Source organism: Mesorhizobium sp. M7A.F.Ca.CA.002.15.2.1, assembly GCF_003998715.1.
GTDB lineage: Bacteria > Pseudomonadota > Alphaproteobacteria > Rhizobiales > Rhizobiaceae > Mesorhizobium > Mesorhizobium ciceri.
In genome coordinates this window covers 1-12,995 of record NZ_RZPI01000070.1, presented here as the reverse complement: position 1 = coordinate 12,995, position 12,995 = coordinate 1, and the positions used below count along the sequence as shown (strand labels likewise).

The window sequence follows — 12,995 nt, the reverse complement described above, 5'->3', positions numbered from 1 at the left end:
GGCGTCGTCGGCCCGAAGACCGGTATCGTGCTGCAGAACCGTGGTTCGAGCTTCCGCCTCGACCCGGCGCATCCGAACGCGATCGCGCCGGGCAAGCGGCCGATGCACACGATCATGCCGGGCATGGCGACGAAGAACGGCCGCGTGGTGATGCCGTTCGGCGTCATGGGCGGCGGTTACCAGCCGTTTGGCCATGTCCACCTGCTCACCAACATGATCGATTTCGGCATGGACCCGCAGCAGGCACTGGATGCGCCGAGGGTGTTTTACAACGATGACACAGTGGAAGCCGAGCGTGGCGTTCCCACTGATGCAACCGAGGGCCTGCGCCGGCGCGGCCACCGCATCGCCGAACCGCATCATCCGCTTGGCGGGGGGCAGGTGGTGCTGATCGACTGGGAGAAGGGGACGCTGACCGGCGCTTCCGATCCGCGCAAGGATGGTTTGGCGCTTGGCTATTGAGGTGATCCGTTGTCCAATGGCGCCCATATCGAGGCAAGCCCGTCAGAAGGGCTCTCGCCAGTAATCGTTCGAAATCCAGCCGGTGATCATGACCCAAACTGAAACCCACGCAGATCTCTCCCGCCGTCTCGCCGCCGGCGCCGACGACGCCCCCGCCATTCTGGCGCCCGACAGGGCAACGCTCAGCCATGGCGGATTGCGCAGCATGATCGCCGACACGGCAAAACAGCTGCATGCGCGCGGCATCGGCCGCGGCGACAGGGTGGCGATCGTGCTGCCGAACGGGCCCGAGATGGCCACCGCCTTCGTCGCCGTGGCGGCCGCCGCCTCTACGGCGCCGCTCAACCCCGCCTACCGGGCCGACGAGCTCGATTTCTACCTGACCGACATCGGCGCCAAGGCGATCCTCGTCGCGGAGGGTGAGACCGGCCCCGCGGTGACGGTGGCCGAACGCCTCGGCATCGGCGTGCTGCGGCTCGTCGTGCAGCCCGGCACACCGGCCGGCAGTTTTGCTATCGAGGGCGCGGCGATCGGACCGAAGGCCGCGCCCGACATGGCGCAAGACAGCGACATTGCGCTGCTGCTGCATACCTCCGGCACGACATCGCGTCCAAAACTGGTGCCGCTCAGCCATGCCAACATCGCGGCCTCGGCAGCTCATATCGGCGGCACGCTTGGCCTGACGGCCGATGACCGTTGCCTCAATATCATGCCGCTGTTCCACATTCACGGCCTGATCGCGGCCGTGCTGTCGTCGCTGGCTGCCGGCGGCAGCATCTACTGCACGCCGGGTTTCAACGCGCTGCGCTTCTTCCAGTGGCTGAGCGAGGCGCAGCCGAGCTGGTACACGGCGGTGCCGACCATGCATCAGGCGATCCTGGCCCGCGCGGCACGCAACACCGAGGCGCTGGCGGCGGCGCGCCTGCGCTTCATCCGCTCGTCCTCGGCGTCGCTGCCGGCGCAGGTAATGACTGAGCTGGAAGCGACCTTCGGCTGCCCAGTGATCGAATCCTACGGGATGACCGAGGCGGCTCACCAGATGGCCTCGAACCGGCTGCCGCCGGGCCAGCGCAAGCCCGGCAGCGTTGGTGCCTCCGCCGGGCCGGAGGTGGCTGTGATGGCGCCCGACGGGCGGCTGCTCGATGCAGGCGAGTCCGGCGAGATCGTCATCCGCGGGCCCAATGTCACGACGGGCTACGAAAAGAACCCGGATGCCAACGCCACGGCTTTCGCGCATGGCTGGTTCCACACCGGCGACCAGGGCGTGCTGGACGGGGACGGCTATCTCAGGGTCACCGGTCGGCTCAAGGAGATCATCAATCGCGGCGGCGAAAAGATCTCGCCACTCGAGGTCGACGATGTGCTGATGGACCATCCGGCGGTGGCACAGGTCGTCACCTTCGCCATGCCGCATGACAAGCTTGGCGAGGAGGTGGCGGCGGCGGTTGTGCTGCGCGAAGGCATCAGCGCCGCTGAGAGCGACATCCGCACCTATGCCGCGACGCGGCTTGCCGACTTCAAAGTGCCGCGCAAGATCCTGATCCTGGACGAGATCCCCAAGGGCGCGACCGGCAAATTGCAGCGCATCGGCCTTGCCGCCAAACTCGGGCTTTGACGATGAAGATCACCATCTTCGGCGCCGGTGCGATCGGCGGCTATCTCGCTGCCAAGCTTGCCGCCGCCGGCCGCACCGATCTCTCGATCGTCGCGCGCGGCGCCCATCTGGAAGCGATCAAGGCAGATGGCCTGCGCCTGATCGAGGATGGCCAGGAGACGTCCGTCCCCGTCCGGGCCGCCGCCAAGGCCGAGGAACTTGGCGTGCAGGATTATGTCGTGCTGGCGCTGAAGGCCCATTCCCTCACCCCGGCGCTCGACCAGATCGCACCGCTGCTTGGGGACCACACATCAGTCGTCACCATGCAGAACGGCGTGCCGTGGTGGTATTTCCACGGCGTCGGCGGGCCGCTCGAAGGCACCAGGCTGAACGCGGTCGATCCCGGCGGCGCGATCTGGCAGCGGATTGGACCGGACCGCGTCATCGGCTCGGTCGTCTATCCCGCGGTCGAGGTCGATGCGCCGGGGCTCATCCGCCATGTCGAGGGCAAACGCTTCTCGCTCGGCGAACCCTCGGGCGAGCGCAGCGAACGGGTCACGCTTCTGGCCGAGGAGATGGTCAAGGGCGGCTTGCAGGCGCCGGTGCGCGAAGACATCCGCAGCGAGATCTGGGTAAAACTGTGGGGCAATCTTTCGTTCAACCCGATCTCGGCGCTGACCGGCAGCACGCTTGCCGCGATCGTTGCCGACGAGGGCACCCGCACGCTCGCCCGCACCATGATGCTGGAGGCGCAGGCGATCGGCGAAAGCCTCGGCGTGCGTTTTCCCATCGCGGTCGACCGGCGCATCAAGGGCGCCGGCGATGTCGGCGAGCACAAGACCTCGATGCTGCAGGACCTGGAGCGTGGCCGGCCGATGGAGATCGACGCGCTGGTGAGCGCGGTGCAGGAACTTGGCAGGCTAACGGACAAGCCGACCCCGACCATCGATGCCGTGCTGGCGCTGGTGCGGCGGCTGGCGGTGGAACGCGGGTGTTATGGATAATGGGCTCGGGGTTGATCAGCACCGTGGCGAGGGCGCGACGATCCAGGCCTTGAAGCGCCTTGGCCTCATCTCCCAGCTTGACCAGGGTTAGCAGCATGCTGAACGCCATTCACCACGTCGCGCTCATCTGCACCGACTACGACCGGTCGCGACGGTTCTACGTCGAACTCCTCGGCCTCGATCTGATCCGGGAGGTTTATCGGGAGGAGCGGCAGTCATGGAAGGCGGATCTGCGGATCGGGTCGGCCCAACTGGAATTGTTCTCCTTCCCTGCACCGGCGACGCGGCCGTCCCACCCAGAGGCTACAGGCCTGAGACATCTGGCATTCGCGGTGGCTAATCTTGATCCCGTGATTATCCGCCTGGAAGCCGCAGGCGTTGCCGTCGAGCCAATCCGGATCGATCCATACACAGACCAACGGTTTACCTTTTTCAGGGACCCGGATGGATTGCCGCTGGAACTCTACGAAGCCCCATAAGGAACGGTTCGATTTCACGATGGGCGCTTTGTACTGACGGTCTCGGTATCGGCGGACCGCGAATCTGTGCTAAGCGCCGCCCAACTAACCAAAGGACGACACCAATGAGCGAACTGACCGTGGCCGAGGCGACCGAGAGCATCTATGCCTCGCTCCGGGCGGACAATGCCGACATCGACACACATATCGCGGCGCTTAAGGCGGCGCTGACGCGAGAGGGGATCAAACAGGCGGTGTTCGATCCGACCAAGCTGGCGCAGAACAACCGCTCGGGCCGCAAGTTGATGCAGGCTTATTTTCGGCAACGCGGCGTGAGCGTGAAGTTTTCGGACCAGTAGAACCGCGCGCGATCTCAACCGTGTGATTGGTTGGTTTCGGACGCATGTTCTCCGACGCTCCGGGCCCTCCCATTTGACCGACTCAATAACAGCGATCTGCGGCCGCAAGGGCTTCGGCACGGTGAGCTTGGTCCAGTGCGCCAATCCGTCGGACCGACGCATAGAACCTGACATAGTCGCCCGAGCACAGATCGAACAGGCGCAGAAACGCGGTCACCCGATCGCTATAGACGGAAGTCGCGGCGAGCTTTGCATTGTTGATCGGGGAAGCGAACCAGGCATCGTATCCCCGGTATCGGCCCCAGCGCCTGTCGCGCATGTGTCGGTAGCGCATCCGCAGCCGTTCAATCGCCGCCGTCTTTGCGGCCAGTTTTTGCTCCGAGGTTCCGGCGTTGGAATAGACTTTTGCCAACTCGTCCCGTGTTTGCGACACCAGCGCAAGAAATTCAGCTTTGCGCCTCCGGGCGGCTTCGTAACGGCGCAATGCGGCGGTATCGCCAGCCGCGCGCAGCCATTTTCTCACGCCGGTCGTTTCGACGGCGACAGCGAACGACTCGTTGAATGCGGAATCGTCGTGCACGTAGACGCGCTGGTGGGCCAGTTCATGGAACACCAGCCCTGCAAGATAGGTTTTATCCTCGCTGAACATCGTGCTCAGCAGCGGGTCACTCGACCAGCCAAGCGTGGAATATGCGGTGATGCCCGTCACATAGACATCCATGCCCTGTCCTTGAAGTTCGGCAGCGGTTTCAATTGCGGACTTCCTGGAGAAATATCCCCGGTAGGGCACGCAGCCGAAAACGGGAAAACACCATGTTCGCGGCGTCAGCGAGAATGCCGGCGCGGCGAAGACGGCCCATGTCACCGAATCCCGGCCGATATCGACATAGCTGCGGTAGCTGCTGTTGTCGGGCAGCGCCAGTTCATCCGTTGCGAACTGTCGTATGGCGCTCGCCGATGCCATTCGAGCGCGCAATGCCTTCGGCGTCGAAGGGTCCTCGATCAGTTTTCCGACATCCTGGCGCGCCGTCATGATCCGCAGATGACCCTGCACGGATTGCGCGTAATAGGAAACACTGGTGCAGCCGGTCGCGCCAGACACCACGATCATAACGGCAACCAATCGAAAGAATGCGCGCATCACGATTTGCCCACAGCAGTGCTCCCGTACCGATCGGGCGATTGTCGCGATTGCCCCAGGTCCCAAGCAGCCGCATCGATTTGATCGAGGTCTATAGCTTTCTAAAGAATCCGGACAGAATATTCGGACCCACTTCGCCAGGGCGCAGTCTGATCCCGTCCTCGAAGCAGTTCAGCGTCATGCATTCGAAGCCGCTGCGTGCGAGGAATGCCACCAGCGAGTCACGATCGAAGTGGTGGAGGTGCTCGTCGGGAAGACGCATACGCCACGTCCGGAACCAGGCGTCGCCGTCGGCGCCGAGCTCGCGCCAGCGGCAATAAGGGACGGCGACGGCCAGGTAGCGGGCCTTAAGCCGGGCGAGGAAACCCAGATCCGGGATATGCTCAAGCACATCGAACATGGCGACGAGATCCCACGAGCTGGAGAGCGCCTCATCCCAATCGACGAAGCGGACGCCCTTGGGCAGCGGAAACCTGGTTATGTCGCAGCCGGCGCAGTCGGCGACCCCGGTTATTTTCGCGGCTTCGATGAATGTGCCGGTGCCATATCCAATCTCCAGCACGGACCGGGGGATCTCGCCAGTGATCCCCAGCACCCAGCCGAGTCGCTGATATCCGAGCTTGATGGTCCGGTCACTCAGGTCCTCGTAATAGGAAATGTACTGCTTGTCATACTTGATCGGTTTGGAGTCGACCTGGTGGATCACGCCAAACCCGTCCACCGCGTAGTTGTCCAACATTGGCGTGCGGCCCCCCAGGTTCCGAGTTCCTTACCGGCAGAACTAGGACGCAACCGGACAATCGAGCGGTCAGGTATTCAGCCGCCAGCTTGAACTGCTCAGTCCTTGCCCGCCCGCTTGAAAATCCGCGCATAAAATTCGCCGACGATGCCGCGCCGGAAGATCAGCACGCACACCATGAAGATGAGGCCGGTGGCGATGGTCACCGGAAAGCCGGAAGTGGCAAGCGTGTTTTCCAGGCCAATGACAAGGCTGGCGCCGATGATCGGCCCGACCATGGTGCCGATGCCGCCGAGAAGCGTCATCAGGATCACTTCGCCCGACATCTGCCAGGTGACGTCGGTGAGCGTGGCGAACTGGAAAACGATCGCCTTGAGCGAGCCGGCCAGCCCGGCCAGGGCCGCCGACATGACGAAGGCGCCCAGCTTGTAGTTGGCGACGGAATAGCCCAGCGAAATGGCGCGGTTCTCGTTCTCGCGGATCGAGCGCAGGATCATGCCGAACGGCGAGTTGACGATGCGCCAGATGGCGAAGACGCCGATCAGGAACACCGCCAGCACGAAGTAATACATGTTCAGCGAGACGTTCAGGTCGAGGACGCCAAGCAGCATGCCGCGCGGCACGCCCTGAATGCCGTCCTCGCCTTGCGTGAAGGGCGACTGCACACAGAAGAAGAAGAACATCTGCGACAGCGCCAGCGTGATCATGGCGAAATAGATGCCTTGCCGGCGAATGGCGAAAAAGCCCATGACAAGGCCGAGCAAGGCCGCACCCGCCATGCCGAGCAGAATGCCGGCTTCCGGCGGCCAGCCCCAGACCTTGACGGCATGCGCGGTGAAGTAGGCGGCGCCGCCGAAGAAGGTGGCGTGGCCGAACGATAAGAGCCCGGTATAGCCGAGCAGAAGATTGAACGCGCAGGCAAACAGCGCGAAACACAGCATCTTCATCAGGAAGATCGGATAGATCAGGAAAGGCGCTACCAGCAGCGCCAGGATGCCGAGCCCGACCAGCATCCATTCCAGCCGTGCCGAGGTTTTGGCCGATGCCTCGCGAAGCGTCAGTTCGGTCATGTCAGATGTCCCTTCCGACATGTCAAGCGTCCCTTCCGAACAGGCCAGCCGGCCGGACCAGAAGCACGATGGCCATGATGACGAAGACCACGAGATTGGAGGCCTCGGGGTAGAAGACCTTGGTCAGGCCCTCGGCGAGGCCAAGCATGTAGCCGGTGACGATCGCACCGAGGATCGATCCCATGCCGCCGACCACCACCACCGCGAAGACGACGATGATGAGGTCCGATCCCATAAGCGGGCTCACCTGATAGATCGGTGCTGCCAGAATGCCGGCAAGCCCGGCCAGCGCGGAGCCAAGGCCGTAGGTGAGGGTCAGCAGCAACGGCACGTTGACGCCGAAAGCCTGGACGAGACGGGGATTCTCGGTTGCCGCGCGCAGATAGGATCCAAGCCTGGTCTTCTCGATCAGCGCCCAGGTGCCGAAGCAGACGATCAGCGAGGCGACCACGACCCAGCCGCGATAGTTGGGCAGGAACATGAAGCCGAGATTGGTGCCGCCGGCAAGCAGCGGCGGCACGGCGTAGGGGTTTCCCGAGACGCCGTAATAATAGCGGAAGATGCCTTCGAGTACGAGCGCGAGGCCGAAGGTGAAGAGCAGCCCGTAGAGCGGATCGAGATCGTACAGCCTCGACAGCGCCAGGCGCTCGACCACGACGCCGAAGATGCCAACTATCAGCGGCACAAGGATCAAAGCGGGCCAATAGCCGATGCCGAGATGGGTGAGAAGCAGGTAGCCGACGAAGGCGCCGAACATATACTGGGCGCCATGGGCGAAATTGATGACGCGCAGCAAGCCGAATATGACAGCCAGGCCCAGGCTCAGCATGGCGTAGAACGAGCCGTTGATCAGGCCGACCAGCAACTGGCCGAGGAAGGCCTGAACCGGGATTCCGAAGATCATCGTCATGGCGCCATCATACACCCAGGACTTCGTGGAGCTGCGCCATGCGGTCCGGCAGTTCGCCGACCGGAAACCCCGCCACCACCTTGCCGTGCTCCATCAGATAGAAACGGTCGGCGACACGACTGGCGAAGCGAAAGTTCTGCTCGACCAGCAGGATCGTCATGCCGCGCTTTTTCAACGTCGCCAGCAACGCGCCGATGCGCTGCACGATGACGGGAGCGAGCCCCTCCGTCGGTTCGTCGAGGAGCAGCATCTTCACGCCGGTTCGCAGCATGCGCGCGATCGCCAGCATCTGCTGTTCGCCGCCCGACAGCCTGGTGCCGGGACTGTTGCGCCGCTCCTTCAGATTGGGGAACAGATCGAATATCTCCTCGACGCTCATGCCGCCCTGCGCGACGACCGGCGGCAGAACCAGATTCTCGTCCACGGTCAGCGTTGCGAAGATGCCGCGCTCCTCCGGCACGAAGCCGATGCCTTGATGGGCGGTGCGGTGCAGCGGCAGCCGCATCAGGTCCTTGCCGTCGAAGGCGATCCGGCCGGTCCGCTTGCGGATCAACCCCATGATGGCGCGCAGCGTCGTCGTCTTGCCGACGCCATTGCGGCCGAGCAGCGTGACCGTCTCGCCGGCAAACACTTCCAGATCGACACCGTGCAGCGCATGGCCCTCGCCATACCAGGCGTTGAGGCCGGTGACGGCAAGCAGAGGTGCGGCACTAGTCATCGGCGGTGCCCATATAGGCGATCTTGACGCGCTCGTCGCGGCTAACGGTGGCGTAGTCGCCAGCGGCCAGCACCTCGCCGCGCTGCATGACCGTTATCCAGTCGCAAAGGTCGGCCACCACGGTCAGATTGTGCTCGACCATCAGCACGGCGCGATCCCTGGCAACCGAACGGATGAGGCTGGAAACCGTGGCCACGTCCTCATGCCCCATGCCGGCCATCGGCTCGTCCAGCAGCAGCACTTTCGGATCGAGCGCGAGCGTCGTGGCGATCTCCAGCACGCGTTTTCTGCCATAGGAAAGATCGCCGGCGAGCCTGTTCCTGGCGTCGTCGAGACCAACCGAGCGCAGCAATTCCTCGGCGCGCGGGGTCAGCCGGTCGAGCGCCGCGAGCGAGCGCCAGAATTGAACGGCAAGACCACCCGGCCGCTGCAGCGCGACGCGAACATTGTCGAGCACGCTGAGGTGCGGAAAAATCGCCGATATCTGGAACGAGCGCACCAGCCCCATCCGCGCAACCCTGGCCGGCGAGGTGCGGGTGATGTCGTGGCCAAGCAGCTCGATCCTGCCGCTGGTCGGCGCCAGGAACTTGGTGAGCAGGTTGAAGACGGTCGTCTTGCCGGCGCCGTTGGGTCCGATCAGGGCATGGATGTTGCCATGGCGGACATCGATATCGACGTTTTTGACGGCGATGAAGCCGGCAAAGTCGCGTCGCAACCCGCGGGCGGAAAGCACAACCCGCGGCTCGTTCGCGTCCAGGTCAGTCGGCGCCATCGGCCGCGCCGATCACTGGCCGGCCGTCGGACAGCCGCTTTCCTTCTCGCTGAGGAAGGCCTCGTTGCCTGGAATGGTGGCGAGATATTTGTAGTAGTCCCAATCCTTGGTGCTCTCGGCTGGCGACTTGACCTGGTAGAGGTACATGTCGTGAACCATGTTGCCGTCCGCCTGCACCTTGCCGTTGGTTATCACCGCGTCGTCCACAGGCATCGAATGCAGCTGCTTGGCGACGGCTTCGGTCTCGTCCGTGCCGGCTTTGTCGATCGCCTTCAAATACTGCGTCACCGCCGAATAGGTCGCGGCCTGGATCATGTTCGGCATGCGGTTGGTGCGCTTGAAAAAGCGCTGCCCGAATTCGCGGCTCTTGTCGTCGCGATCCCAGTAATAGCCTTCGGTCAGCACGACGCCCTGCGCCGCTTGAAGGCCAAGCCCATGCACCTCGGCCAGCGTGAACAGGAGTGCGGCAAGACGCTGGCCGCCCTGCACGATACCGAATTCGGCCGCCTGCTTGATGGAGTTGGAGGTATCGAGGCCGGCATTGGCCAGGCCGATGACCTTGGCGCCCGACGATTGCGCCTGCAGCAGGAAGGACGAATAATCGGTCGATCCCAGGGGATAACGCACCTCGCCCAGCACCTTGCCGCCATGGCTTTCGACGAACTTGGTGGTCTGATCCTTCAGCGAGTAGCCGAATGCATAGTCGACGGTGACGAAGAACCAGCTGTCGCCGCCCTGCTGCACGAGAGAGCCGCCGGTACCCACCGCCTGCGAGTGAGTGTCATAGGCCCAGTGGAAGCCGTAGGGCGAGCACTGTTTGCCGGTCAGCTCCGTGGTCGCCGCGCCGGTGACGATGTCGATCTTCTTCTTTTCCTTGGAAATCCCCTGGACGGCGAGCGCTACCGAAGAGGTCGTCAGTTCCATGATGGCATCGACTTGCTCGGTGTCGTACCACTGCCGGGCGATGTTGGAGGCGATATCCGGCTTGTTCTGGTGGTCGGCGCTGATGATTTCTATCGGCGCTCCCTGCACCTTGCCGCCGAAATCCTCAACGGCCATCTTGGCCGCCTCGACCGACCACTTGCCGCCGAAGTCGGCGTAGACGCCCGACTGGTCGTTGAGGATGCCGATCTTGACCTTGCCGTCGGAAATTTCGGCGGCCGAAGCGGGGATCGCGGATGCGGCGAGAAGTGCCGCGGAAACGAAAAGGCTTACCTTCATGGTTGACTTCCTCCCATAGCGATGAATCCGACCGACCCTCCTACGATCGATCATCGCAATGGTATTGAACATGAGGAAGATAGGGACAGAGGGCAAGAGGCCGTTAGGGATTTAGTGTTCGAAGCGATACGGTTTGGCGGCGCAACGCGAGCCTTGGGCGAGAGATAGAGACACAAACATGTGAACCGCCCGGCGGCAGTGCCGGCTCAGCCCTCGGCGGCGACGAGGTGGCCGTTGCCGACATCCCTCAGCGCCAGTTTCAGCGGCGCCTCGCCGATCCTGCGGGTGGCGCTCGGGATTTCCTGGTCGAGGCGCGCGAAGCGGCTTCTGCGCTGCGCGGGATCGGGCACGGGCACGGCTTCGATCAGGCGCCTGGTGTAGGGATGGCGCGGGTTGGAAAAGACCTGGTCGCGGGTGCCCATCTCGACGATCTGGCCGAGATACATGACGGCGACGCGGTCGGAGATGTTCTCGACCACCGCCATGTCATGCGAGATGAAGAGATAGGCGACGCCGAATTCGCGCTGCAATTCCTTCAACAGATCGAGCACGCGCGCCTGCACCGAGACGTCGAGCGCCGAGACGCTTTCGTCGGCGATGATCAGCTTCGGCCGCAGTGCAAGCGCGCGGGCAATGCAGACGCGCTGGCGCTGGCCGCCGGAGAATTCATGCGGATAGAGTTCCATCTGGTCGGCCGACAGGCCGACGCGCTCGAACAGCGCTGCGACACGCTCGCTGCGCTCTTCCTTCGAGGCGATACCGTGGATCAGCAGCGGCTCGGCGACGAGGTCGCCGACACGCATGCGTGGGTCCAACGAGGCATAGGGGTCCTGGAAAATCATCTGCACGTCGCGGCGCACCGCCTTGCGCTCGTCGCGGCCGAGGCCGGACAGATTGCGGCCGCCAATGGCGATGTCGCCGCTGTAGGGCACCAGTCCGGCCAGCGCCTTGGCGGTGGTCGACTTGCCACAACCGGATTCGCCGACCAGCGCCAGCGTCTCGTTGGGCGCGATCGAGAAGCTGACGCCTTCGACGGCGTGGACGCAACGAGTGACCCGGCCGAAGAAGCCGCCATGCAGGTCGAAACGGACATGCAGGTCCTTGACGTCAGCGACATTGGCCGGCGTTGCCGTCTCGGCACTCCTGGATTCCTGGCGACCGATACCGCTGCCGATGCGCGGCACGGCGGCCAGCAGCTCGCGCGTGTAGCCGGCTTGCGGCCTGGCGAAAATGTCAGCGGTTTTTCCCTCTTCGACCATGCGGCCATGCCGCATGATGATGACGCGGTCGGCCATTTCGGCGACGACGCCCATGTCATGAGTGATGAGGATGACGCTGGTGCCATGCTGGCGCTGCAGATCGCGCAAAAGTTCCAGCACCTCGCCTTGCACGGTGACGTCGAGCGCCGTCGTCGGCTCGTCGGCGATCAGCACGTCCGGCTCGAGCGCCAGCGCCATGGCGATCATCACCCGCTGGCGCATGCCGCCGGACAGTTCGTGCGGAAACTGCTTTAGCCGGCTTTCGGCTTCCGAAATGCGCACCGCCTTCAGCGCCTCGATGGCACGCTGGCGAGCCTCGCTCTGCGACAGGGAGGTATGCGCCTCGATGGATTCGGTGAGCTGCCGGCCGATCGACAGCACCGGGTTGAGTGAGGTCATCGGCTCCTGGAAGATCATGGCGATGCGGTTGCCGCGAATGCGCCGCATCCGGCGCTCGTCCAGAATCGTCAGATCTGTATCGCCGAGATGGACCTTGCCGGATGAAATCCTGGCGGCAGGCTGCGGCAGAAGCTGCATGATGGCCAGAGCGGTCATCGATTTGCCGGAGCCGGATTCACCGGCAATGCACAGCGTCTCGCCACGAGACAACGTCAGCGACAGGTCGGAGACGACCTCGCGCTCGCCCTCCTCGCCGCGCACGCTGACGGAGAGGTTGGCGATGTCGAGTATGGGTTCGCTGGCGGTGATCATTGCGCGCGTGACCCGGAGAGGGATTTACTCCGGCACCCCCCCCTCCTCATTCAAACACGCAGCGCGGAAAGTAGAACGACACCACCCAGTTCGGCATGTCAACGATCTCGCTGATGCGGAGATCGCCGCAGACCGAGGCCAGCATATAGGCCTCGACTGGGTCGATGTGATAACGACCGGCGAGCAGGTCGACCATCTGCGCAACCGCTTCCCTGGCGCCGGTCATCAGGTCCGGACCGATGCCGGTCGTCACCTCATAGCCCTTGGCGTCGAGATGGCGCGTCACCGGGCCTGGCGTGGTGAAGCGCGGCGTCTTCAGCCTGGCATCCTTGACCAGGTCGAGCTTGAGCACGACGTCCATCGGACTTTCGATCGCCGTGCCGCAGACCTCGCCGTCACCTTGCGCGGCATGGGTGTCGCCGACCGAAAACAGCGCGCCCGCCACTTCCACCGGCAGATAGAGCGTGGTGCCGGCGGCGAGATCGCGGATGTCGAGATTGCCGCCGACGCGCCTTGGCGGCACCACCGAGTGGTGGCCCTTTTCCGCCAGCGCGTTGCCTATGGTGCCGGCGAAGGG

The 12,995-nt window shown here is 63.8% G+C and carries 14 protein-coding genes; 5 read left to right on the top strand and 9 right to left on the bottom strand.

Going from position 1 to position 12,995, the window contains the following annotated elements; translation table 11 throughout:
- From ENZ74_RS06860 to ENZ74_RS06840, 5 genes are all read left to right on the top strand, one after another.
- On the top strand, window positions 1-462 hold a 462-nt coding region (locus tag ENZ74_RS06860; RefSeq protein ID WP_206522263.1), incomplete at its 5' end, for a gamma-glutamyltransferase.
- An 88-nt stretch (window positions 463-550) separates the two neighbouring features.
- Window positions 551-2,077, top strand: a complete 1,527-nt coding sequence (locus ENZ74_RS06855; protein WP_063170421.1) for an acyl--CoA ligase — start codon at window positions 551-553, stop codon at window positions 2,075-2,077.
- Between the two features lie 2 nt (window positions 2,078-2,079).
- Window positions 2,080-3,060, top strand: coding sequence for a 2-dehydropantoate 2-reductase (locus ENZ74_RS06850; RefSeq protein WP_013528521.1), 981 nt, complete (start codon window positions 2,080-2,082; stop codon window positions 3,058-3,060).
- A gap of 95 nt (window positions 3,061-3,155) precedes the next feature.
- Entirely contained in the window at window positions 3,156-3,539 is a 384-nt protein-coding gene (locus tag ENZ74_RS06845; protein WP_082826717.1) for a VOC family protein, read from the top strand.
- 104 nt (window positions 3,540-3,643) lie between these two features.
- Window positions 3,644-3,877, top strand: a complete 234-nt coding sequence (locus ENZ74_RS06840; protein WP_063169708.1) for a hypothetical protein — start codon at window positions 3,644-3,646, stop codon at window positions 3,875-3,877.
- 82 nt (window positions 3,878-3,959) lie between these two features.
- Here ENZ74_RS06840 and ENZ74_RS06835 read toward each other — a convergent pair whose 3' ends face one another.
- From ENZ74_RS06835 to ENZ74_RS06795, 9 genes are all read right to left on the bottom strand, one after another.
- Window positions 3,960-5,018 carry an aminopeptidase gene (locus ENZ74_RS06835; RefSeq protein WP_063169707.1) on the bottom strand — a complete coding sequence of 353 codons (1,059 nt, stop codon included), beginning with the start codon at window positions 5,016-5,018 and terminating at the stop codon, window positions 3,960-3,962.
- Window positions 5,019-5,109: 91 nt separating this feature from the next.
- On the bottom strand, window positions 5,110-5,757 hold the full coding sequence (locus ENZ74_RS06830; protein ID WP_063169706.1) for a class I SAM-dependent methyltransferase: 648 nt from the start codon (window positions 5,755-5,757) through the stop codon (window positions 5,110-5,112).
- A gap of 98 nt (window positions 5,758-5,855) precedes the next feature.
- Complete coding sequence (locus ENZ74_RS06825) at window positions 5,856-6,827, bottom strand: branched-chain amino acid ABC transporter permease (RefSeq protein WP_024502115.1); 972 nt, start codon at window positions 6,825-6,827, stop codon at window positions 5,856-5,858.
- Between the two features lie 22 nt (window positions 6,828-6,849).
- Window positions 6,850-7,737, bottom strand: a complete 888-nt coding sequence (locus ENZ74_RS06820; RefSeq protein WP_063170419.1) for a branched-chain amino acid ABC transporter permease — start codon at window positions 7,735-7,737, stop codon at window positions 6,850-6,852.
- Window positions 7,738-7,744: 7 nt separating this feature from the next.
- The gene (locus ENZ74_RS06815; protein WP_013528528.1) at window positions 7,745-8,455 is read right to left on the bottom strand and encodes an ABC transporter ATP-binding protein; all 711 of its coding nucleotides are present in this window, start codon (window positions 8,453-8,455) and stop codon (window positions 7,745-7,747) included.
- On the bottom strand, window positions 8,448-9,227 hold the full coding sequence (locus ENZ74_RS06810; RefSeq protein ID WP_063169705.1) for an ABC transporter ATP-binding protein: 780 nt from the start codon (window positions 9,225-9,227) through the stop codon (window positions 8,448-8,450). The genes ENZ74_RS06815 and ENZ74_RS06810 overlap by 8 nt, the downstream gene beginning before the upstream one ends.
- Window positions 9,228-9,239: 12 nt before the next feature.
- Entirely contained in the window at window positions 9,240-10,448 is a 1,209-nt protein-coding gene (locus ENZ74_RS06805; RefSeq protein ID WP_013528530.1) for an ABC transporter substrate-binding protein, read from the bottom strand.
- Window positions 10,449-10,654: 206 nt separating this feature from the next.
- Window positions 10,655-12,418 carry an ABC transporter ATP-binding protein gene (locus ENZ74_RS06800; protein WP_063169704.1) on the bottom strand — a complete coding sequence of 588 codons (1,764 nt, stop codon included), beginning with the start codon at window positions 12,416-12,418 and terminating at the stop codon, window positions 10,655-10,657.
- Between the two features lie 46 nt (window positions 12,419-12,464).
- A partial coding sequence (locus ENZ74_RS06795; protein ID WP_206522262.1) for an acetamidase/formamidase family protein occupies window positions 12,465-12,995 on the bottom strand: 531 nt, incomplete at its 5' end.

What these genes read in the sequence shown, in the direction of transcription:
- ENZ74_RS06840 (WP_063169708.1), top strand. Translation starts at nt 3,644, where the DNA reads ATGAGCGAACTGACCGTGGCCGAGGCGACCGAGAGCATCTATGCCTCG.
- ENZ74_RS06850 (WP_013528521.1), top strand. Translation starts at nt 2,080, where the DNA reads ATGAAGATCACCATCTTCGGCGCCGGTGCGATCGGCGGCTATCTCGCT.
- ENZ74_RS06825 (WP_024502115.1), bottom strand. Translation starts at nt 6,827, where the DNA reads ATGACCGAACTGACGCTTCGCGAGGCATCGGCCAAAACCTCGGCACGG.
- ENZ74_RS06830 (WP_063169706.1), bottom strand. Translation starts at nt 5,757, where the DNA reads ATGTTGGACAACTACGCGGTGGACGGGTTTGGCGTGATCCACCAGGTC.
- ENZ74_RS06820 (WP_063170419.1), bottom strand. Translation starts at nt 7,737, where the DNA reads ATGACGATGATCTTCGGAATCCCGGTTCAGGCCTTCCTCGGCCAGTTG.
- ENZ74_RS06855 (WP_063170421.1), top strand. Translation starts at nt 551, where the DNA reads ATGACCCAAACTGAAACCCACGCAGATCTCTCCCGCCGTCTCGCCGCC.
- ENZ74_RS06800 (WP_063169704.1), bottom strand. Translation starts at nt 12,418, where the DNA reads ATGATCACCGCCAGCGAACCCATACTCGACATCGCCAACCTCTCCGTC.
- ENZ74_RS06845 (WP_082826717.1), top strand. Translation starts at nt 3,156, where the DNA reads ATGCTGAACGCCATTCACCACGTCGCGCTCATCTGCACCGACTACGAC.
- ENZ74_RS06835 (WP_063169707.1), bottom strand. Translation starts at nt 5,018, where the DNA reads ATGCGCGCATTCTTTCGATTGGTTGCCGTTATGATCGTGGTGTCTGGC.
- ENZ74_RS06810 (WP_063169705.1), bottom strand. Translation starts at nt 9,227, where the DNA reads ATGGCGCCGACTGACCTGGACGCGAACGAGCCGCGGGTTGTGCTTTCC.
- ENZ74_RS06815 (WP_013528528.1), bottom strand. Translation starts at nt 8,455, where the DNA reads ATGACTAGTGCCGCACCTCTGCTTGCCGTCACCGGCCTCAACGCCTGG.
- ENZ74_RS06805 (WP_013528530.1), bottom strand. Translation starts at nt 10,448, where the DNA reads ATGAAGGTAAGCCTTTTCGTTTCCGCGGCACTTCTCGCCGCATCCGCG.